Here is a 22,733-nt window from a genome sequence, read left to right as displayed (position 1 = left end):
CTACCCTCCCCCGCCCGATGCCGCGCCGGATACCGATGCAACGACCCGCCCGCCTTCTGCATCTTCCACAAGGCTGGCCGAAAAACCATGTTTCTGCACAATCGCCTTCACCAACCCCAGACCCAACCCATACCCGGTAATACCGGAATGCTCGGGACCTTGCGCGAAACGCTCGAACGCGTGCTCGGTAAAGCCTTGCGACAAGGCCCCGGCATTGGAAATTTTCAGGTCGAACCGTTTCGCATCCCCGGTCAGCTCGACCCGGATTTCGCTGTTTGCGGCAGCGTATTTTACGGCGTTGGACAAGAGGTTCGACAGCATGAGTTCCAGAAGATGCGAGTTGCCGGTGACACGTAGCGACTTGTCTATGTGCTGAACCAGACTTCGCCCGTTTGCCTGCAGGTCTTCTTCGAAATCGTAAACAAGGTCTTCCAGCAGATCCCCCAACGGGACGTCAGGTTCCAGCCGGATATCCGCATCGGCCTGAAGCCGGAACAATTGCATGATGGATTGCAGGCGGGCGTCAGCGGCATCTATTCCCATGTCGATACGCTGTGCGTGCATCTGCCTATCCTGCGCGTTTTGTGCATTCAGCAGCTTCCGCATGCCGCTGCGAATATTCTGAAGCGGTGTCCGCAACTCATGCGCCAGATGGGCGGACAGGGCACGCAAATCTGCGAACAGCCCGTCAATCTTGGGCAGCGCTTCGTTCAACTGGCGCCCCAGCTCGCGCAATTCCGGCGCGGGCGTTTCATCTTCAAACCGAATGCCGGTCTCGCCCGAAGAATACCGCTCAAGCAACCGGTTCACCCGTTGCAGACTGCGTCGGTACCGTTGCCAATGGGCGATCTGCAACAGGATCATCAAACCGCACACGACAAGTGAGACACCGGCAATGGCAAGCGCCAGCCAACGTGCGCGTTGGGTTTCGAAACTGGGCGATTCAATTCCAAAGACAAGCGCCACATCCCCAACGGGCAGCGCCCAGTCCTGTGAGGCCGCTGCAACATCAACCGATCTGGTTTCAAAGTCGGCCCCATCCAGCGACGCATGTCCCTGCCCGTGCTCAAGGGCGCTGGCTGCGCCCGGTGTTGTTTCCAGCAGAACGCGCCTGCGATCTCCGCTGATCTGCCAGATCGCCAGTTCCAGCCGGTCGGTGCCCGGCAGAACTATGTTGCGTGACCGATCGAACGCGGTGGCCAGCCCACTGACGCCACTGTCTTCGAGAATACGCAGCATCTGCGCTTCGACGCTTTTTAGGGTCTGCCGGTCCGCCCTGTCTGCCGCCGAGAATACGGATAGACAGAATATTGCCGCCAATGTCAGGAAAACACCAAGCGCCGCGTAAAACAGCCCTTGTCCCGTTACCATGCGGGACAGTTTCGGGTTTTCTCCGATCAGGTGGATCACTGATCCGGGCTTTCATCAGCGGGAATGCGCAGCAATGCCTCGGACCGGAAAACGTAGGCATCCCCATCGGTTTCCAGGAATTCCGGGTACGTTTCGCCGCGCGAATCCAGGGCGGACTTGAAATCGCGCACCAGCCGGTGCCGGGCCGCCGTCACCGGGTTCGAGCCGACATCCATGAACGTCTTTTGCCAAACGTCCAGATAGATCATCCGCTTGGGGATCGGCAGGCCGTCGCGCTCGGCCAGGTAGATCAGCATTTCACATTCTTTCGGCCGCAGTTCGACACGCGCGCCGCGCCACCGGACGATCCTGTCCTTGCGGCTGATCTCAAGCGGGCCAAACACCATCGTTTCTTCCGAGACCAAGGGACGCAAAAGCACCTGAACGCGTGCGCGCAACTCGCCCTCGTGAACCGGCTTGCAGATGTAGTCATCTGCCCGCGCGGTCTCGAGCCCGCGGATACGTTCTTCGATGGAATCCAGTGCGGTGAACAACAGGGCCGGAATTCGGATGCCGAGGTCACGCAAACGCGAGATGAAGGTCAGCCCGTCCCCATCCGGCAGGCCGCGGTCCACGACCAGCGCGTCAACCGGTCCAGCTTCGAACCTGTTCTGCGCATCCTTCAGGGTGCGTACACGCATGGCGTCCATACCGGCCTCGCGCAGGACATCCACCGCCCAGTCTCCGATTTCCTCTTCATCTTCCACAATCAGTACGCGCGGAGGCTGCGCCTGATGCCGAAGCGCCTGCACCCGTGTCAGGAACTCATCATCCGCCCCGGTGGCCGACATGACGTCGTCCGCGCCAAGCGCAATCAGCTCGTCCCGGCGATTGCGAAAACTGACCCCGTGGGACAGAGAAAAAAGAACCAGAACCCGTGCCGCGTTCTGTGCAACCTGTGTCAGACGCTCATTCGCCTGGTCATCCGTCAGGGTTTCAACGTCCAGAACAGTGACTGTCGCACCCTCGTCGCCGATGATCAGCTTTTGCGCATCCAGAATGGCAATGCGTGAAGCTTTCTTTTCCGGAACACCGTCCAAATATGAAACATCTACAGTATTCATGATGTACTATCCGTTTTCTCCGATTGGGGACGATATGATTTGAACTGTCAATTCCCTAGGCTGCCTGCAGGTTTCCAACCAACGGCAGAGGCTCAACAATCGTTGCTTCGGCCAACAGTTGCGCTGCTTCAAATAGCCTTTCCTTCCCCGAAAAATCCGCGATTTTACGCATGTTACGCAGTTCACCGGGCTCAAGTTTAAAACCAAGCGCATCGAAGGTGTCGCGGGTCAGGCTCATGTCGTAATGGGTGTGCTGCAATCCCGAACCTAACATGTCTGCCATATCGCGCATCAGCTCCCGAGACAGCGCCTCGCCATCCTTGATCAGGCCGAAGAGGCCACGGAAGGCCCTGAAGACTGACACTTTGTCTGTCAGGGAATTGCCCGAATAAACAGGGCGCGAACTGCCCGTACCCAATGAGGTCAATGCAATGCGCTGCACACCACGAGCCCGGGTCAGACGGGTCAGCAGGTAAGACGGATCATTGAACAGGCTAAAGCCGCCATCCACCAGACGGGTCTCGCCCACGCCGCGCAATGTCATGGACACCGGCGAGAACAGACCCGGGGCTGCAGTGCTTGCGCGCAAGAGGTCGGACAGAGGCAGTTTTTCGCATCGGATTTCGGCGGACAATACACGGTCCACACCGTAGTCAATCGTTGTAAACGCGATCGAATTCCCGCGCTGCAGGTCTTTGGCCAGCAATGTCAGGTCGCATTCCAGATCGTTGCGGTCCAGCAGCCGCCCCTGCGTGCGCTGTTCGAAGAAGCTGTGCAGCAGATCGCCGTCGAAGATGTCCTGCAAGAGCGGTACAGCCCGCTTGCGCCGTTTGAAACCGCGCGGCACATCCTGCAAATAAAAATCCGCGATATCCCGAGCGGAAAGGCCCAGAGCGATGCCGGCGGCAATCACTGCCCCCGTCGAGGATCCGGACACGGAATCGAAGCTGTCGGACAGGCGATAATGGGGGCCATATTTCTCTTTCCCCAGGGCCTCGATACGCAGCAACATGGCGGCCGGGATAACGCCCAGCAAACCGCCTCCGGAAACGGACAACAGTGAACTTTCGGTAACTGGTCCTGCTGTGTTTTCAAAGTCAAACATCTCGAATTCTCCGGACGATTTTACCATTGCCTAAAATGGTAGGCTCTGCGGTTAGAAGTTTGAAATGACAGCTTTTGTAAGCGTGGCTGTGTGACAAGTTCTGTAACTGGTCAAATTCTGAGATTTGCGTTGACCATGAGTTATGAGTCACGTTTACTTATCTTCAATTTGTAGGGGGCTATTTTTCTTTTGTTTCGGGCTGTGTTGGCATTTTTGACGACTGGTGTGTTGATCGCGATTGTTGCCTGGTCTGCCGCCGCGCTTGTTCCTGCATGCGGCGCAAATGATCGGGTCGCAGGAACCTGGCTGGATTGGTGCCCGGTTAACAAGGCCGAGCAGGCTGAACAGAGGCTGGCGGCACTCGAACGACAAAATCAGGAACTGGTCGATCGCATTTTGCGGCACGAACGCGAGCTTGCATTGTTGCAGTGCGAACCCAAGGCCCCGCAACAGGCCGCGCTGCCCGATTTGGCCCCGATACCCGACAAGATCGACCCTCAGGACTGGGACAATCAGCGTATCGGATTGCTGGAAGGGTGCTGGGAACTGGATTCCCGGTTTGTGACCACCAACAGACGGACCGGCGTGAAGACTGATTACAACCAGTGGACCATGTGTTTCGACGCCAGTGGCAATGGGCGCGAAGAAATGCGCGCCGATAACGGCAACAGCTGCGCCGGACCGGTGACCGGCGCGTTCGCAGCTGATGGATCGCTGATTATCGACGAACCCGGCAACCTGCAATGCAGCGACGGCGGATACATCTACCGCCTGAACAGCAGCTGTAAACTGAATGAATCCGGCACGGCCAGCTGTGTCGTGACGCAACCAGAAGTCGGCAGTTCGACAACCGTCGAATTCCGCCGACCCGCAAGGGGCAACTGATGGCTGAACACTTTCTGACTAAGACGCAAATCGAACTGGGCCAGTGCCTTGAGGCTGGAGACGAGCTTGCGATTGAGGCCTATCCGGCTCTGCTGGACGCGCTCACCGCGCATGGGGGTGAGGAAACGGCGCACCTATTTGCCGAACCGCTGCTCAGCCGGGGAAACGATCAGGTGGCTCCGTCGGTGTCGTGGTATACCGACATCAAGGGAAATGCGACGCCGTTCAATCGTCTGGATGACGCCGCGCAGAACGCGCTGGGGCAGGAGCTGACCCGCAGGCTGGCGCCACTTCAGGCCGCCTTGGGCAACGAGCAGACCGGAAGCCTGATTGGCAGCGCCCTTCATATCCCTGACATGAACGATGTCTGGTCCGTGGACGGAACACCGGTCATCATCAACTGGGGCATGTTGCCCGCCGGAGCCAGCCGCGAGACCGAGACCCGCGCGAAACACTATGCGCAAACTCTGGGGCGTTTTCTTCCCCTGCCTTCTGCACCGCCTTTGTCGTCAGGCGAAGCGCAGGAAATGGCCGCGCAGAAACAGGCTGTTGCCCCAGCAACTCCTGCGCCAGACGCGGCGGCAGCGGCAGCCACGGCGGCTCCTGTCGCAGCAGCAGCCGCAACGGCCGATCCAACACCGCCGCCTCCGCCTTCTCAGGCATCGGCAACACCGCAGCGGGTGCCGCTTTGGGCCTGGCTGCCGTTACTGTTGCTGTTTCTGCTGGCCAGCGGCGTCCTGATCTGGCTGCTGATCCCCGGAAATCGCATTTTCCCGGACCTTGCCAAAGACCGCGCGGTCACTGACGAGGCTGCACTTGCGGCGGTTCTTAGCACCAACAAGTCGCTGGAACAGCGTCTGGCAGACCTGCAGTTTGCGCTGGATGGCGCGGTTTGCGAAGCGGATGGCACCTTGCTGATGCCCAACGGTCGCACGATCGAAGGGTTGCTGCCGCCCGATCCGAATGACCGCGCCGACATACCCGGCGCAGTGCGCCCCGCTGACAGAACCTCTATTCTTCCCCCCAATCCGGAGCGCGTGAAAATTCAGGATTCCGATAACCCCAAGGACACCAAATCGCTGCTTGCCTATATCGAGGAGCGGACAGCCATGGTCCTCGCCCCGTCCCCGGAAGGGTTGGGCAGCGGGACAGGTTTCTTTGTGGGCCCGGACCTTCTGGTCACCAATCACCACGTTATCGCATCTCCGGGTGCGACGATTTATGTAACCAACAATGCGCTGGGTTCACTGAGAGAAGCGCAGGTTCTCAAGACATTTGGCCCGTTCCAGTCCACGGGTGGCGATTTTGCGCTGCTGCGTGTTCAAGGCGCACAACAGCCTTCGTTCAACGTGCTGGATTCCGCGGAATCGCTGCGCCTGCAATCCGTTATAGCCGCAGGCTACCCGGGTGATCTGCTGCAAAGTGACGCGAATTTCCAACAACTCCGGTCCGGTGACAGAACCGCCGTTCCGGAATTGGCAGTCACAGACGGCACTGTATCGGCCGAACAGACACTGCCACCGCAAACCAAAGTGGTTGTGCATTCAGCGCCGATTTCCAAGGGTAATTCGGGCGGTCCGCTGGTTGATATGTGCGGCCGGTTGGTTGGCGTGAATACCTTTGTCAAAGTCGGCCCGATGCGCAGCCTGAATTTCGCGCTGTCTACCGGCGACCTGATGCGTTTTCTTGCCGACACAGGCGCGCTTCCCGCCGTTGTGACACAAACCTGCGCCCCGCAGGTTCAGCGCCCGCTGCCGCCGGAAACCGCACAGGCGTCGGGGGCGGCACCTGAAAGCCCCGCCCCGGAAACCAACGCGCTTCCGAAACTGCCGGCGCTGACGCCCAAATCCGAGTGAGCCGCAACGATGTTTGAAGCTTTCCTCGCAAATACGTCGACGCAAGGGCTTTCCCCACTGGGAACGGCACCGCAGCGGTCATTCGAACTGATTTCGGGCACAGTTCGGGACAAATTGGGCGAACGTCACGCCGCCCTGTTTGCCGAACCGGTGGCGACCCAGTACGGGGATCGGTTCGACTGGTATGCCGTGACGGGCGGCAAACCCAACAGGCTGGACACATTCGAAGAGGAGGAGCGCGCCGCCATCGACGCGGACCTTCAGGGCCTGTTGTCGGACATCCGCGAATTGGGCCAATCCCTGCTGGACAGCAACGACCCAGACCAGCAGCGGCTTGGCGAAGCCCTGTCCAACGCAACACGTTATCCCGATGACGATTGCGTCTACGTGCTGACGGATGGCGAAACACGTCAGCCCGTGCTGTTGAACTGGGCTTGGGTCTCGGACAATCAGGCTGCAGTTGCAGGCGACCTGAGTGGCAAGGAGGGGGCTGCAAGAGCACAGAAGAAAGCCACGGAAAAGGCGGCAGCGGTTGCTGCGGCCACTGCTGCAGCGGCACCGGCATCCGCCGGAGAAGCGCAGGCCACGGCGGCTGATCGTGGTCCGTTAAACCTGTGGTGGCTGATGTGGTTTGGCTGGCTGCTGCTGATGCTGATGATCGCAGCCATCCTGTATCTGATGGTCGAAGCCTGCGCCCTGCGCATTCCGGGTTTGCCCAGTTACTGCCCGCCGCCGGGTGTGGAGGCATCCGAAGAAGAACGCAGAACACTTTGGCTGCGCGACCGGATCGCCAGCCTCGAGAAAGACATCGGCATTGCCGACCGCGCCTGTCAGCCTGACAAGGCAACAGCGCCGATCCCCGACCCGAAAGACCGGGCGCAACTGGTTCCGGATATCGACAGCGAAAGACTGGCTGAACGCGGTGCACGCGAAGGAAAACTGACGATTTCGTTGCTGTGGGACTCGGTTGCGGACTTACATATGGATGTGCGGTGCCCGGGCAATCAGATCATCAATTACGACAACCGCGCGGCTTGCGGTGGCAACCTGGATATCGGCGGTAATCACGACATTCGTACGGCCGTGCCCAACGCAATCGAAAGCATGTATTTCGACGCCCCGGCCAATGGACCGTACAATATCGCAGTCTCGTTGTTTGACCCCCACGGCCAAAGCACCACGCAATCCTTCCGATTGCGTATCAAGGACGGGGTCGAGACCAAAATATTCAATGGTTCCGTCACAAGCGGCCAACCCGCATGGACCAAACAATACGAAGTTGGAAAGGGAAACTGATGCTCAGGGATCGGAAACCACAAATTCGCAAACTCGCGAATTTGCGCGAGGAAATCACTCTGATTCCGTTTTCGGGAATTCAAATGCTGGATTTCGGCTTTGACATTTCCAAGCTCGAAATGCGCCCTCTGCGATATATTGAAAGGGTCACGGGCGAGCAGGATGGTGAGAACATTCTGACCCTGTTCCCGCTGTCCGGCGATGACACGCGCGACGCCGAAATCCTGGACGCGCGGCGAGACGATGACGACGAATATTCGGTTCGGCCAACTGCGGCGCTGGACCCGTTTCTGGACAAATGGGTGCCGGTGCCTTTCCTGCGCCAGAAAAGCCAGCGCGGCCATGCCGGTGAATTGCAGTTCGACCCCGGCCCGTCCAGCTGGGCGCGTATGCGAACCGTCGAACTGGCCGAACCGGACGCCGAAACCGGGCATACCCACAGGATCCAGATCGCGCTGGACACCACGTTGGTGGATCATCAGCAGGACATGAATTACATCGCGCCTGAGAAATCGGATGCCGAAAAGGCCCGCGATTTCAAACTGGTGACCGAACCCAACGACATGAGATGGTTCCTGCGCCGTCCCGAAACGGACGAAGACGGCAACATGCTGGATCATCAGCGCTGGGTGTCGGAGTGGCTTAAGGAGCTATTCATCAACTTCAAGCGCGCTGAACGGCCCGGACGCCGCTTCGCGGAAGAGGACCTGCCGCACCGGTTCGAACATTGGGCACGATACCTGGCTTATCTGCAGGTCGTACAGAATACCGCGAACCCGCCGACCGTCCGTTTTGCCAATACCGTCAGCGAGCGGGATGCTGTTACACCGGTGAATGTCGATCTGGTTCTGGACGTCGGCAACAGCCGGACCTGCGGCATTCTGATCGAGCAGTTTCCGGGTGAAACACGTGTCGATCTGGCGCGGTCCTTCCCGCTGGAAATCCGCGATCTCAGCAAACCGGAATTCTACTACAGCGGTCTGTTCCCCAGCCGGGTCGAGTTTTCCGATGTCCGGTTCGGCGATGATCGCTATGCCAGTCGTTCGGGGCGGCGCAACGCGTTCCTGTGGCCCAGCTTTGTGCGCATCGGCCCCGAAGCGGTGCGGCTGGTTCAGGGCGAGGAAGGGACGGAAACCCTGTCCGGTCTCTCGTCACCGAAACGATACCTATGGGACAGCGCCGCCGTGCAGCAGGACTGGCGGTTCCACAATCACATGGACCCAAACAACCTGCCCAAGGCGGTGCGATCTGCCATGCGCCACCTCAATGAGGCGGGCGATGTGATGAAGCAGGTCCGGTACGAGGAAGAACAACGCCTGCGCCGCCGGGGCGAAACACCCAGCACTCCGGCCATCCGGCCACGCTTCTCGCGCAGTTCGCTGTTCGGGTTCATGATGGGCGAGATCATTGCGCACGCGCTGATCCAGATCAACGATCCCGCCGGGCGATCCCGCCGGGCGCAATCGGATCTGCCACGCCGTCTGAACCGCATCATCCTGAGCCTGCCAACCGCCACGCCGATCAAGGAACAGGCTATCATCCGGTCGCGCACGCAAGGCGCGCTTGGCCTGATCTGGCAGCAATTGGGTTTGGACAGTGCTCAGAAGCCCTATTCGACCAAGCCCGAGGTGATGGTGGACTGGGACGAAGCGTCGTGTACCCAGCTTGTTTACCTTTACAGCGAGCTGACACAGAAATTCGACGGGCGCATCGATACGTTCATCAACCTCAAGGGCAAGCCCCGCATGTCTCCATCGGGGGCCGAGGAACCGTCGTTGAGGCTGGCCAGCATTGATGTGGGTGGTGGCACAACCGACCTGATGATCACCACTTACCGGAACGAAGCCAACCGGGTTCTGCACCCCGAGCAGACATTCCGCGAAGGGTTCCGCATCGCAGGTGATGACCTGGTTCACCGAGTGGTCAGCGCCATCATTATTCCACGCATTCAAGAATCCATCGAAGCCGCAGGCGGCGTCTACGTGGCCGAGAAGCTGCGCGAGCTGTTCGGCGGCGACATCGGCGGACAGGATCAGCAGGCCGTTCAGCGACGCCGGCAATTCTCGCTGCGCGTGCTTGTGCCCCTGGCCGAGGCAACTCTGGCCCACTGCGAAACCTCGGAAGAGTTCGACCGGTTCGACCTGCCCGTGGCGCGCATTCTGGGTATGCCCGAGCCGGTTGATCCCGAAGATCGGCCTGACGGTGAAGAAGAGGTAGCGGAAGCACCAACAACCGAGCCGACACCCGATGCGAATGGCGGCCGCGAGGTCGGCTCTGACATCCTGTCATATGTCGAAGACGCGGCGGCGGCCCTTGGTGCACGCGACTGGAAGCTGGCCGATCTGGTCCTGACCAGCTCGCGCGAAGATGTGGACGCGATCAGCCGCGAGGTGTTCCAGCGCGTTCTGGGCAACATGTGCGAGGTGATCGACCATCTGGGCGTTGACGTCGTGCTGCTGACCGGACGGCCCTCGCGCCTGCCGGCCATCCGCTCGATCGTCGAGGAAATGCTGGTTGTGTCACCGCACCGGCTGATCTCGATGCACCAGTACAAGACCGGGCGCTGGTACCCGTTCCGGGATCCGGTTTCGCAAAAGATCGGCGATCCGAAATCGACCGTTGCGGTCGGCGGTATGCTGATTGCGCTGTCGGAAAACCGTATCCCGAATTTCAAGGTCACGACCGGCGCGTTCCAGATGCGCTCGACCGCGCGGTTTGTCGGTGAGATGGACATCAACGGCCAGATCCCGGACGAACGCATCCTGTTCTCGGATGTCGATCTGGACACGGATGGGTCCAGCAATGACACCGCGACCGTGAACCTCTATTCGCCAGTCTACATCGGATCACGGCAGTTGCCGTTGGACCGCTGGACAACCACGCCGCTGTTCCGGCTGGATTTTGCGGATACCGGCAACCAGTCGCGCCCGCTGCCGATCCGGGTCGAACTGCGCAAGACGGACTTTGACGACAGCGATGGGGAAACCAGCGAAGACAAGCTGCGCCGGGAATCCATGCGCGAGGCCTTCGAGATCGATCAGGTCGAAGACGGCGAAGGCGGCGCGATGAAATCAAGTGATGTCATACTGCGCCTGCACACCCTTGGGTTCGAAGATGAATACTGGATCGACACTGGCGTGTTCCAGGTCTGAACCGGTTTGAAGATGTGAGACGATGATATGAGCCAACAAGACGCCCTTACCAACCGCTGCACCGATGTCGCCCGCCTGTCCCGCGCCGCGCTGGAATGGATCAATGATCCCGAGAACGCGCAGACCGTCGAGGGCCGCGTCGCCCATCTGCCCAAGGTTCTGCGCAAAGCTGCAAGGCGGGCCGAACGACTGGGGCGCGCTTCGCAAACCAAGATGAGCGTCAGTGTTTTCGGTCCCTCGCAGGCCGGCAAGTCCTTTCTGGTCTCGGTTCTGGCCCGCCCGAACGAGGGGCGTCTGGTGGCCGATTTCAACGGCCCGGGCGGCAAGCTTGACTATATCAGCCAGGTGAATCCGGCAGGCGACGGCGAGTCCACCGGGCTGGTGACGCGGTTCACCATGACCAAGGCCCCGACGCCGGACGGGTATCCGATCCAGCTCAACCTGCTGACGGAAGCCGACATCGCGCGCACGCTGATCAACAGCTTCTACGAGGATGGCGACCTGTCCGAAGAGCCGCCGACACCGGAATCGCTGGGGGCTCATTTTTCGACTCATTCGGGCAAGGCGCAGCCAGCACCCACCGGCGGGATCGACTATGAAGAAGTCTACGAGATTGCCGATTACGTCCAGAAATGGGTCAGCAAATCGTCATACGCCTTCAATCTGGGCGGGTTCTGGGACGAAGCGGCCGAACTGGCACCGCGCCTGACACCCGAAGACCGGGGTCAGTTCCTGTCAATTCTGTGGGGCGGGTACGAGCCGCTGACCAACCTGTACATCAAACTGTCTAAAGCGCTGGCGACGATCAACCATGCCGAGGTGATCTACGCCTCGCTGGATTCGCTGCAGCCGCGCGAGACCTCAATCATCGACGTCAACACCCTGTCGGGTTTGTTTGGACCGGAGGGCGAGGATATGCTGAATATCCAGACCGCCGCCGGGCAAAACGGTCAGCTGAACCGGGCGGTGACAACCGCGCTGGCGGCGGAACTGGTCTTTCCGATGGAAGAACAGCCATCACCCCTGTTTGCCGAAACCGATCTGCTGGACTTTCCCGGGGCCCGCAACCGGTTTGAGGCACCGCTGTCAGTCACCCTTCGCAATCCCGAAGAAGCCGTGACCAACATGCTGTTGCGCGGCAAGGTGGCCTATCTGTTCGACCGCTACGTTTCGAACCAGGAAATCACCTCGATGCTGCTGTGTGTGCCTGACAGCAACATGGAAACGCTCAGCTTGCCGGGACTGGTCGAGCAGTGGATCGAGCTGACCCACGGCGCGACCCCGGATGAACGGGCAAAGAACGACTGTATTCTGTTCTTCGTCATGACCAAGTTCGACAAACACCTGATCGACAGCGCCTCGGGCGCCGAGGATTACGAGCGGTTCGAGCGGCGCATGGATGCGTCCTTGCTGAAAGGGTTCGGCAAGGTGCCAACGTCTTGGGTTCACAAATGGGCCGGGACCGAACCGTTCACCAACTGCTACTGGTTGCGAAACCCCTATTATCCGATCGAAGCGCTGATCAAATACGAGGATGAGCGCGAGGTCGAGATCATCCCCGACAAGGTCAACCGCCTGGCCGAACTCAAGGCGGGCTGCCTTCAGGCGGAACCGGTGCAAAAGCACTTCAAGGATCCCGAACGGGCATGGGAAGCGGCCCTGGGCCTGAACGATGGTGGCGTCAGCTATCTGATCGAAGAACTGACGAAAGTCTGCAAACCCGAAAGCAAACTGCGCCAGATCAGCAATCAGATCGAAGCGGTCGCCGCCAATCTGCATCAGGAACTGGCCCAGTTCTACATCTCCGATGACGTCGAAAAACGGATCGAGGAAAAGAGACTGGCCGCCGCCGGTATCATCGACAGTCTTGAACTGACCTTGTCCAACCACCGGTTCGGTGCCTTCCTGAATGCGTTGTCGGTGGATCAGGATGCGGTGCAGGACCGGATTTCGCGGGTGCCTTCGTCAATCCGCATCACGAACGCGGTTGCAAACGAAGCGCACAAACCTGCCGCAGTAACGCCGGCGGCCGCGACCAGCGCAGCAAGCCCGGCGCGCCCCGGCGCACCGTTACGTCCCGGCGCACCGGCCAGACCATCGGCCCCGACCTCGCAGGCCAATGCAGCACCGCCTGAAACGCCCGAGGCCGAGGATGACAAGCCAAAGACAAAGTCAATCCGCACCATGACACCCGAAACCTTTCAGGCAGATACCGCGATTTCCGTCTGGGTCGAGGGCCTTAACCGGTTCCGTGAGGATGAAGAACGGCTGGCCATCTTCCAACTGACGCCGGAAAAAGCCGGCGATCTGGTGAATGAAATGGTGCACGGTTTCTCGCGCACCAATGTCCAGAGCGGCATTATGGAACTGCTGCGAAGCATTTCTTACAGCCTGACCGTCGACAAGCAGGCGCCGTCTGCCGCCATTGTCTGCTCGGAACGAATTAATAATTTTGTCACTACGCTTGGCGCCCGCGACATGTTTAATGGACAGGGTCTGGACATTGATCTTGGCGAAGGAGCAAGCAGGAAAGCGTTCGAAAAACACAAGGGCGCAGATACTGCCGAAAGCCTGCCGGAAGTGCCGCGCGCAGCCGCGACAGATACCTGGACGGATTGGGTATTCGCATTGGACGCGCTGTTTGTAGAAAACGCCAAGGACGGTGATGCCGGCACGGTAAATATTGAACAGAACATCAAACTGGGCGGCGTCCTCAACGAGCTGACAGTCAACGCGGAGCAACCCTCGTGATCGAGATCAAACCAGATCCCAAACATCCTCGCGGTGGCTTTGCCGAAATCACCATATCCGGTGCGACCGCCGATGATGATCCGGTCAGCGTTGCGGTGTTCAACAGCTATCAGCAGAAATGGCTGGGCGCGGATGGCTGGCAGCCGAACCGAGCGAGTATCCCGGCGCGCACCGCCGAACAGGGCGGCGACTCGCTGCGACTGGTCGTCGGACCCGAGGTTGTAAACCACATCGAAGAAGATACACCCGTTCGGATCGAAGTGGGCGGCGGCAGTTGGGACACCTATTGGCCTGACGATATCAATGCAGGCCCGGACGAGGCCGTCATTGGTGGCATCGGCGGCACCGGCACGGCACCCGAAGTCAAGGCACCAACCGTAATGGTGGCGCAACCGCAGACAGACGATGCCGAAAGTGGTGTCGACGTGGGCGATGATGGGGACGCAAAGTCACCTGAAAGCAATCTGGAAGGCAAGGGCAGCGTCGCCCCGTCAGGTACGTCAGAGGAAGAATCCGAAGGAAAATCCAGCAAGTCCGGATTGATTATCGGCGGGGTCGTGGTGGCAGCGGTCCTTGCCGCGCTTGCCTATCTGTTCCTGATGCCGGGCACCACGCCGGAAGATGACCCGGTCGAAGTGACTGAGCCGGAACCCGCGCCCGAACCTGAACCGGACCCGGTACAGAATGCCTGCGCCATGTCTCAGTTTGCCGAACTTTCGTCGCAAGGTTTCGACGCGGTGGCAGGCAAAATGCGCGAATGCGGTGGCAGTTTGTCGGCCGATGACGCACTGGGTCTTGTCGAAAAAGCGGCCCTTGCCGGAGATGCCCAGGCGCTTGCCATGTTCGGCTCAATTTACGACAGCGGCGTCACGGATGACGTTATCGAAGGTCAGATCGGCCTGACATTCCCTGATAAGCCGTCCCTGGCGGCGGAGTATTACGACAGGGCCGTCAAGGCCGGCTCCCAGGAAGCAGCGGATCGCCTGGCAGCGGTCTGTACACGTTTGCGGATCAAGTCCGATTCCCTGTCGAAAAGCGCGTTTGAAGATTATTGCCAGTGACCCAGAGGACCCTGAAAACCATGCACCCTGCCCTGATACTCCGGTTCGTTGCCGTCTTTGCATTGCTCTGGGCGTTTGGGGCGGCTGGTGCGGAGGCACAGCAACGCAAACCCCTGCTGCTTGAAGGGACCCAAACAATCTATGAACGGGTCCTGACCCGCCCCGGTACCACACTTCACCCGTCGGCAAACGGCCCTGCGCAATCGACCTATCCGGCCTTTCAGCCGCTTTATGTCTTTGCACGGCAAGACGGTTGGCTTGAAGTTGGCCCAAGCCCGAATATCGCGCCCGAAGGCTGGGTGCAGGAGCCCGGTACCGTACCCTGGAAGCAGAACATTGTCGGTGCCTTTACCAACTCCGCCGGTCGCAGCCGTCAACTGCTGTTCGATACGCAGCAAAACTTGGATTGGCTGATGAACCACGAAGCGCTGCGCGATGTGCAGGAGCGTCTGGTCGCCGAAGCCTCGGCCGGTGTTGTTGACGGTCAGAATGGTGTCGTCTCGGTCGAACCACAGGAATTCGTCAATATCCGCGACGAACTGTATCTGATGCCGATCCTCGATTTCACCGAAGCGTTGCATCCGCTGACCTATGACGAGGTCCTGCTGATGCAGGTGGCCTCGGTCCCGAAACAAGAGGATACGGCTGGCGCACAGGAACTGCAGGGCGATCCGGCGGCCTTTGATGTGGGCATCGTCTTTGTTCTGGACACGACACAGTCGATGGAACCTTACATCGCGGCCACACAGCGCGTTCTGCAGAACACAGTGCGTCAGATTGAGGGCACAGAAATCGGCAAGCTGGTCAATTTCGGAGTGATCGGATTTCGCGACAACACCGAAGCTGTACCAGAGCTGGAATACCGCACCAAAACTCTGATGGATGTGGAACGGCGTCAGGATCAGAGCCCGGTTCTGTCTGCGATTGGCGAGGCAACCTATGTGGCCCGCGCCAATTCACCCGGTTTCAACGAAGACAGCCTTGCTGGCGTCGAGGATGCGATTGATACGATTGATTGGGAATTGTCCAAGGGTGACGGCGACAAGATCGATGCGCGCTATGTCATTCTGGTGACCGACGCTGGGCCGAAGGACCCGCGGGATCCGAACGCGCGGTCCGAGATCGGAACCGTCGAACTGCAGAAAGACGCCGAAGGCCGCAATATCGTCGTCATGACGCTGCACCTCAAAACCCCCAACGGGCAGGGCAATCACGCTTATGCCGCCGCCAAATACCGTGAGCTTTCGCGCTTTGCCGGACGGGAGTACTATTTCCCCATCGAAGGCGGCTCGGAACAGGCATTCGAAGGCGTCGTCACCCGGCTGGTGACCGCACTGACCGACCATGTCCGTATCGTCCGGGGCGAAAAAACAGTGCTCAACCCGGAAGAGGCTGGCGAAGGCCTGGTCGAACTGGGCCGCGCCATGCAACTGGCCTGGCTGGGCGAACAGAAAGGCACGCAAGCCCCTGACGTGATCAAGGGCTGGCTGTCCAATCGCGCTGTCGAAGCACCCGACCGGCTTGCCATCGAACCGCGCCTGCTGGTGACCAAGAACGAGATGGCCAGCATGGCCGAGTTTCTGGACAATCTGGTTCGCTTTGGCGAAACCGCGCAAAGCTCGGAACAGTCGCTTGATTTCTTCTCGCAGGTTCGGGGCCTGATCGCGGATATGGCGCAGAACCCGGACCTGCTGGTCAACGCAAACGCCGACACGCTGGGCGGCGCGATGGAGTTTCTGGACCGTCTGCCCTATCAAAGCCAGGTTCTGGGCATGAGCGAGCAACGCTGGGCCGAAAGCGCCATGTTCCGCCGCAGCGTGATCGATGGCATGCGCCAGAAACTGACCCAATATCGGAAGTGGCTGTTTGACAGCACCGTCTGGACTGCACTTTACGAGGGCGCGCCTGACGGCGAGCATGTCTTTGCCATGCCCTTTGACGTGTTGCCCTGACCCGTGTCGGCTCAGCTGCTTCTTGAAGGTGTCTCGGTCAGCCTGAGCGATCAGGAACGTCGGTTTACGCTGGATGTTCCGGGTCTAAGCCTGACCTCGGGAGAAGCGATAGGCCTGACCGGCCCCAGCGGCACGGGCAAGACCCTGTTGCTTGAGACACTCGGGTTGCTGCGGCGTCCATCAACGGCGAAGAAATTTCTGATCGGAGTTGGTGAGGATGGGCTGGATTTTGGCGGCATCTGGAACAATCCCAGCATGTCGCCCGCGGAAATTCGCGGGACGATGTTTGGGTTCGTTCCACAAAGCGGCGGCCTTTTGCCGTTTCTGACCGTGGCTGACAATGTTGCGCTGTCGCAAAAGATTGTCGGTATGGATGATCCGGGATGGTGCAGCGAGTTGCTGCAAAGATTGGGCATCTCGGAAATTTCCGCGCTCTATCCCGGCGCGTTGTCTATCGGTCAGCGTCAGCGTGTTGCCATCTGCCGTGCGCTGGCGCATCGCCCTGCCTTTGTGATCGCGGACGAACCCACCGCAGCGCTGGACCCCGGGGCGGCCTCGACCGCGATGGGGTTGCTGATCGATATGGCCATTTCGGGCGGGGCCGGTGTAATCATCTCGTCCCATGATCTGGACCTTCTGGACCAGTTTTCGCTCCGCCGGATCGCCCTTGGATTGGTGGATCCGGCGAACCAGTCCAACGTCATCAGCCAACTACACGGCCAGACCGGAGTGGCGACAGCGGGGGACGCGGCATGAGATTGATGATCGAGCTGGCCCTGCGCGACCTGTTGCGCCAACGCGTACATTTGATCTGCAATGTCGCAATTCTTGCCGGGGTCCTGGTGCCGCTCATGGTGATCTTCGGCGTCAAGAACGGGGTTTATGACGCACTGATCGGGCGGCTGTTGAACGACCCGGCGACCTTGCGGATCGAAACCACCGGAAACAGCGCGTTTGTTGAAAGCGACGTAGCCGAGGTGGCGGGCTGGGAACAGACGGCCTTTGCCACGGCCAAAACCCGATCGATCTTTGATTTCGTCAATGTCCGAAAGGAAGGGGCCGTCGCCAAGCGGGACGCTGTTCTGGTTCCGTCGGGCACAGGTGACCCGACCTTGCCAAAGGGCCTTGAGCTGGGCGCAGACCAGGTGGTCCTCAGCGCCAGTCTGGCGCGCCAGCTCGAGTTCACTGTGGGCGACACTGTGCAGATTTTCACGCAGGCTACAGAACGAAAACGGCAATTGATGCTGCCGCTGGAACTTGTCGTGATCCTTCCGGATTCCGCGCTGTCCGGCCGGTCCGTTCTGGCCAATATCGAGGTGCTGGATCTGGTCGAAGCCTTTTATGACGAATACGCCCTGCCCGAGCATGGAATAACCGAAGGGCGCGACATCGCTGCACGCAAGCCCGAATTCGAAGGAATGCGCGTCTTTGCCCGCGACATCACCGAACTGGCGGCCCTGCAATCAAGGCTGGAACAGCGGTTTGGCGTGCAGACCGAAGCCCGCACGGCCGAGGTCAGCGGCGTCCTCAGCCTGGGACGCAATCTGAATCTGGCACTGCTGCTGACAGCCGGGGTTGCCAGTCTGGGTCTGGCCGCCGCGCTGGTCTTCGGGTTCTGGGGTGAGGTCGCGCGCAAGCGTCAGACCCTCGCCTCGTTGGCCTTGTTGGGGATCGGTCCCCGCAAGCTGTGGATGTTCCCCGTCGTTCAGGCATTTGTCAGCGGATTGATCGGCTTGCTGGTCAGTTTCGCACTGTTCTGGATCGCGGGCAATCTGGCCGAGCGTTTGTTTGACAGCGGTCTGACCGCAGAAAACGGTCTTGTCGTTCTGGGGTTGCTTCAAAGCCTGGTCATCATCGTTCTGACACTGGTGTTTGTGATGGCCGCCGCCTTTTTTGCGGCTCACAGTGCTGCGCGTGTGGACCCCGCTGAAGTGCTGCGCGAAGGGGCGACCTGATCAACTGCCGCTTTTGTGTGTAGGCAGGTTGTCGAAAATCTCTTCGTCGCTGTCGATCGGGATACGGTTGTCGCCGGGGTAATAGCTGGCCGAGATATAAGGCCGCTTGCGCCCGCCACCGGGTTTGTCAGCTGTTTCGACAAGCGAATACAGCACGATCTGCTGCCCGCTGAAGTCCTGAAACGTGCCGACCGGGGCCTCACCCTGATTGGGCACGGATTCCCAATGCCGCAGCAAATCCAGTGCCTTCACGGACTCGCGCCCACCGATCAGCGTTGTGCCGATGAAATCGCCGTCCGTTGACGGGTTGGTGGTTCCCTTGAAGCGCGCGCCCGGCACCAGTGCGCCCAGCGCCGCGTTGGCGTTGACCTGCCAGATATTATGGTCCGTCCCGATCAGAACGCCGCCGCCCCGCTCGGCCAGCGCCGACAGCTGATTGATCAGAATGGCCCCGCTTGATCCGTTCCGGCCCGGAAACTTCGTGGTCGGGTTATGATTGATGTTCCGGATCGCGAAAGACCCGTCCAGCATCAGCGTTCGGCGCCCTGCCCCGTAAAACTGCTGCAGGGCCTGCACGTCTTCAGCATTCATCCGCTTGCGTTGATTGGCTGTGTCCAGGATCAGAATATCGTATTGCCCGCCCCGCAAAGCCGCCGCCAGGCCACCACCCTGCAGGTTCCGTTCGTATGTGACATTGAAAACCTTGCCTTCGCGATACTGATCGAGGAACTGGGCCATTTGCTGACGGTGCCGCGATACAACCTCGGGGCTGTAATCGGGCATCGCGTTGAACCACAATACGCTGCGGGTTGTGTTGTGCCCCTGATGCTGGGCGTGGGCCATAGTGCCGACAAAAAGAAACAAGACAAACCAAATTCGAAATAGACGGCTCAAAACAGTCACGACCGAACTCCACCAATACAGGTTTCAGTTTATCCGACTTCCCCGCCCCGCAAAATAACGAAAACTGTCATTCTGCTCAGGCAGGGGGCGGATTGACCAACGGCCTAATATCCGCAACTCTGCCAGTGGAGTTTTTGAGATAATTATTAGGTATCGCTAAGGAATATGCCGGTCAGATCAACCCTGCCAGTCATGATTGCCAGTGTCGGCATCGTCGGCCTCGCCGGTGTTTCTGCGGCACTGATCCTGCAGGCATGTGCGTTGCAGATCCCGATACTGCGGGACCTGACAGGCTGTAAGCCGCAAACGCAACTGGTCGCGCAGGAGCAACTGAGTGTGTCGAAAGCAGCCGGTCTGGAGCTGGAACGCCGTATCTTTCAGTTGGAGAGAGAACTGGCCGCGCTGCAATGCGTCAAGGCCCCACCCGATGCCACCGGACCGCTGCACGATGAGGGGTGGAACGAGGCGGATCTGGGAATGCTCTACGGCTGCTGGTCGCTGGACACCACCTATCGCACCCGTGACGTCGATTCCGGTGAAATTCGCACCTATCGGGACTGGCAGATGTGTTTCGACACCAATGGCAACGGCAAGCAGGTCATGCGGTCGAACGATGGGATCACATGCGAAGGCCCGGTTCAGGCGCAATTCGCGCAAGGTCAGCTGAACCTGATCGAGCCTGGAAATCTTGCCTGCCAGGACAACGGCTACATCCATCAGCGCCAGATCAGTTGCGCCCTGGCGGAAAACGGCAAGGCGAGTTGCGAGACCTTGCAGCCCGAAACCGGAGGCGAGGCCACGGTCGGGTTCGAACGTGCGCCGGCTTGAAGTTTGAGGATAGTTTTCGTGCGTCGCCAAGCGCGATGATGGTCACGCTGTCGGCACCCGCGTTTGGCAGAATTTCTCCGAAGACCAAAGACAGTCCGGGCTTGAACTCGGCACATCGTCAAGCTGAAGCATCCGCCCCAAATGGGGCGGCCCGCTACGTGTCGTCGAAATTCAGGCAGTTCAGGAAGTCTCCGGTTCAATCCGATTTCTGGTGCGTCAGTGCGCCACCCATGATCGTGTAGACAACTTCGACATCCGAGATGGCTGATGATTCGACTTCGAACAGGTTTTCCCCAAGCACTACAATATCGGCCTTCTTTCCGACTTCGAGGCTTCCGATCTCGCCGTCCATTGCCATACCTTTTGCGGCGTTGATCGTATGTGCTTCCAATGCCAGTTGCAGTGGTATTTTGGCCTCTTCTCCGCCCAGCGGCGGAACATCCGCGCGACCGCGCAATTGGCGTGTTACCCCTGCCTCAATGGCTGCAAGCGGACGATACTCGGATACGTACCCGGACACAGGCCAGTCCGAACCGAATGAGAATATGCCACCCTCGTCCGCGACCCTGTTCACCGGAAACATCGCCTGCACGCGCTCTTCACCCAGTCTGGACGTTGAAATGGACTGCATGAGCGGGTCAAAGGTCATCCACGCGCCGGTCGTGTCATATATGACGCCCAGCTCTCCGAACCGGGCGTAATCCTCGGGATGAACCAGGGTGCCATGCGTTATCTTGTGTGCACGTTCACGGTCAGGGTTCACTTCGATTGCGGCTTCAATGGCGTCCAGAAGAGTTCGTACCGCCAGATCTCCAAAGCAGTGACACGTGACGTTGAAGCCTGCGGCGTCGGCGCGGATCACCGCGTCTTTGACCAATCTGATCGGAATAATCGGGTCGACCTCAAGTTCGGGTTTGTCGGCATATGGATCCACATAGAGCGCATTCCATTTGTCGTCCCCACCATCAATATTGATCTTCAGATAGCGAGCCTTGACCAATTCGGAGTCGAACTTGTCGCTGAGCTCCTGTGTGCCGGGAAGGGGGTCAATCGTCCCGTCGTTCCAGTAGAATGAGCCGATGAAGCGTATTGGCAGATCTCCGTTTTTCTCGAAATCGGCCATCATCTGAAAGCCTTCTTCCTGGCTCATCCCCTGAATGCCGTGGTCATGAACTGCGGTGATCCCGGCAGCAGCGAAGCGCTGTAGCCAGTTCGAAACACCGTCCGCCAAGAACTCGGGGTTGATGTCTATCAGCGATGTCAGAACCTGCATCTGGGCTGGCACCTCGACGATCCACCCGGTTGGGTTGCCGTCGGTGTCACGTTCAAAAAACGAAAAACCCGGCGCTGTGTCAGGCGTGTCCTTGTCGACACCGGCCATTTCCAACGCCTTGGAATTCACCCAAGCCGCGTGGCCGTCGATTGCCCACAAAAACACAGGTCGGTCAGGTTCAATTTCATCGAGCATGGCGGCCGTCGGATTTCCGTCTGTCCATGGGTTGAAACGGACCCCGTAGCCCAGAATTATGTCGTTGTCGTTGGTTTCGGCTTCCTGGCGGATACGGGAAAACAGCTCGTCCTTGTCATCTGTCTGCAGATCCACGCCAAGCATGATCAACCCGCCTGCGGCCGCATGTATATGCCCATCAACGAAACCCGGAAGGGCCATTCTACCCTTGAGGTCGATGACTTCGGTACCGATGCCGATGACGTCCTTCAATCCAGCCGCATCGCCCACATAGACAATTTCATCGCCTTCTATTCCCACGGCGGTTGCAATGCTTCTGCTTGCATCCATCGTATGGACCTCTCCGTTGATCAGAGCGTAATCGGCAGTTGGGTTACTTCGATTGGACTGTGCGAATGCGGGGGATGTACTGGCAAAAATGGCGATAGCCGAAACAAGTAGTCTGGTCATTGCAACCTCTCCAAACGAATAATTCGAATATGATCATAGTGTACCAATCCCAAAAAACGACCTTTACGGCTGATTGCTGGTCGTGCGACGAAGTAGGCAAGGCCAAATCCAAGCCGATATCAATTCACCCTTGCCAAACTCCTCACACCCCTGTAGATCGCGCGAGTTCTCGACAAGAACATCAAGGCGGGGTGATTCCCGCCTTTTGGGTTCGATGAGGGTTGGCGATGCGCGTCTGTCCTCCTCTCAACCTCAACGCCTGATAAAAGGCTGTTAATATGCAAAGCCAAAACATCCGTATTCGGCTGAAGGCATTTGACTATCGCGTTCTGGATGCCAGCACGCAAGAGATCGTCAACACTGCCAAGCGGACCGGCGCGAACGTGCGCGGCCCGATCCCGCTGCCGAACAAGATCGAGAAGTTCACGGTTCTCCGTGGCCCTCACGTTGACAAGAAATCCCGCGACCAGTTCGAGATCCGCACGCACAAGCGTCTCTTGGACATCGTTGATCCGACCCCCCAGACCGTGGACGCGCTGATGAAGCTCGACCTGGCTGCTGGTGTGGACGTCGAGATCAAGCTGCAGTCGTAATCGG

Annotated in this window: 16 protein-coding genes; 11 read left to right on the top strand and 5 right to left on the bottom strand. The window is 59.2% G+C overall.

Translation table 11 applies throughout. The features are described 5' to 3' along the window. From ACR3EQ_RS17320 to ACR3EQ_RS17310, 3 genes are read right to left on the bottom strand one after another with little or no spacing between them, the layout of a single operon-like run. On the bottom strand, positions 1-1,410 hold the full coding sequence (locus ACR3EQ_RS17320) for a sensor histidine kinase (protein WP_480491349.1): 1,410 nt from the start codon (positions 1,408-1,410) through the stop codon (positions 1-3). Then, positions 1,407-2,474, bottom strand: a complete 1,068-nt coding sequence (locus ACR3EQ_RS17315) for a response regulator transcription factor (RefSeq protein ID WP_170615836.1) — start codon at positions 2,472-2,474, stop codon at positions 1,407-1,409. The genes ACR3EQ_RS17320 and ACR3EQ_RS17315 overlap by 4 nt, the downstream gene beginning before the upstream one ends. Positions 2,475-2,529: 55 nt before the next feature. Beyond that, complete coding sequence (locus tag ACR3EQ_RS17310; RefSeq protein ID WP_170615834.1) at positions 2,530-3,579, bottom strand: patatin-like phospholipase family protein; 1,050 nt, start codon at positions 3,577-3,579, stop codon at positions 2,530-2,532. A 225-nt stretch (positions 3,580-3,804) separates the two neighbouring features. On the opposite strand from ACR3EQ_RS17310, the gene ACR3EQ_RS17305 reads away from it, so the two are divergent. From ACR3EQ_RS17305 to ACR3EQ_RS17265, 9 genes are all read left to right on the top strand, one after another. Beyond that, a complete protein-coding gene (locus ACR3EQ_RS17305; RefSeq protein ID WP_170615832.1) occupies positions 3,805-4,464 on the top strand; it encodes a hypothetical protein in 660 nt (219 codons plus the stop codon). Next, complete coding sequence (locus ACR3EQ_RS17300) at positions 4,464-6,320, top strand: S1C family serine protease (RefSeq protein WP_480491347.1); 1,857 nt, start codon at positions 4,464-4,466, stop codon at positions 6,318-6,320. The genes ACR3EQ_RS17305 and ACR3EQ_RS17300 overlap by 1 nt, the downstream gene beginning before the upstream one ends. Before the next feature lie 9 nt (positions 6,321-6,329). Beyond that, positions 6,330-7,616: a hypothetical protein gene (locus ACR3EQ_RS17295; RefSeq protein WP_170615830.1), complete on the top strand. Its 1,287-nt coding sequence runs from the start codon at positions 6,330-6,332 to the stop codon at positions 7,614-7,616. A gap of 83 nt (positions 7,617-7,699) precedes the next feature. Continuing rightward, complete coding sequence (locus ACR3EQ_RS17290) at positions 7,700-10,768, top strand: virulence factor SrfB (protein WP_480491345.1); 3,069 nt, start codon at positions 7,700-7,702, stop codon at positions 10,766-10,768. Between the two features lie 27 nt (positions 10,769-10,795). After that, the gene (locus ACR3EQ_RS17285; protein WP_170615826.1) at positions 10,796-13,519 is read left to right on the top strand and encodes a virulence factor SrfC family protein; all 2,724 of its coding nucleotides are present in this window, start codon (positions 10,796-10,798) and stop codon (positions 13,517-13,519) included. Further along, on the top strand, positions 13,516-14,580 hold the full coding sequence (locus tag ACR3EQ_RS17280; RefSeq protein WP_170615824.1) for an SEL1-like repeat protein: 1,065 nt from the start codon (positions 13,516-13,518) through the stop codon (positions 14,578-14,580). Before ACR3EQ_RS17285 ends, ACR3EQ_RS17280 begins: the two co-directional genes overlap by 4 nt. Then, the gene (locus ACR3EQ_RS17275) at positions 14,577-16,532 is read left to right on the top strand and encodes a vWA domain-containing protein (RefSeq protein WP_480491343.1); all 1,956 of its coding nucleotides are present in this window, start codon (positions 14,577-14,579) and stop codon (positions 16,530-16,532) included. The genes ACR3EQ_RS17280 and ACR3EQ_RS17275 overlap by 4 nt, the downstream gene beginning before the upstream one ends. Positions 16,533-16,535: 3 nt before the next feature. After that, positions 16,536-17,288 (top strand): ATP-binding cassette domain-containing protein, encoded by a 753-nt coding sequence (locus ACR3EQ_RS17270; RefSeq protein ID WP_170615822.1) that lies wholly within the window; start codon positions 16,536-16,538, stop codon positions 17,286-17,288. Beyond that, positions 17,285-18,487 carry an ABC transporter permease gene (locus tag ACR3EQ_RS17265; protein ID WP_170615820.1) on the top strand — a complete coding sequence of 401 codons (1,203 nt, stop codon included), beginning with the start codon at positions 17,285-17,287 and terminating at the stop codon, positions 18,485-18,487. The genes ACR3EQ_RS17270 and ACR3EQ_RS17265 overlap by 4 nt, the downstream gene beginning before the upstream one ends. Here the strand turns inward: ACR3EQ_RS17265 and ACR3EQ_RS17260 are convergent, their stop codons facing one another. Next, the gene (locus tag ACR3EQ_RS17260) at positions 18,488-19,390 is read right to left on the bottom strand and encodes a hypothetical protein (RefSeq protein ID WP_480491341.1); all 903 of its coding nucleotides are present in this window, start codon (positions 19,388-19,390) and stop codon (positions 18,488-18,490) included. Between the two features lie 165 nt (positions 19,391-19,555). On the opposite strand from ACR3EQ_RS17260, the gene ACR3EQ_RS17255 reads away from it, so the two are divergent. Continuing rightward, positions 19,556-20,218, top strand: a complete 663-nt coding sequence (locus ACR3EQ_RS17255; protein ID WP_480491339.1) for a hypothetical protein — start codon at positions 19,556-19,558, stop codon at positions 20,216-20,218. A gap of 196 nt (positions 20,219-20,414) precedes the next feature. Here ACR3EQ_RS17255 and ACR3EQ_RS17250 read toward each other — a convergent pair whose 3' ends face one another. Continuing rightward, complete coding sequence (locus ACR3EQ_RS17250) at positions 20,415-22,136, bottom strand: amidohydrolase (RefSeq protein ID WP_480491337.1); 1,722 nt, start codon at positions 22,134-22,136, stop codon at positions 20,415-20,417. Positions 22,137-22,414: 278 nt separating this feature from the next. Here ACR3EQ_RS17250 and rpsJ point away from each other — a divergent pair, with 278 nt between their 5' ends. Then, positions 22,415-22,729: a 30S ribosomal protein S10 gene (gene rpsJ, locus ACR3EQ_RS17245; protein ID WP_008756422.1), complete on the top strand. Its 315-nt coding sequence runs from the start codon at positions 22,415-22,417 to the stop codon at positions 22,727-22,729. Positions 22,730-22,733: the final 4 nt, after the last annotated feature.

The sequence above is a fragment of the Ruegeria sp. AN11 genome (genome assembly GCF_056536005.1).
The sequence above is the reverse complement of the archived record's forward strand: the minus strand, read 5'-3'. Positions and strand labels throughout refer to the sequence as shown.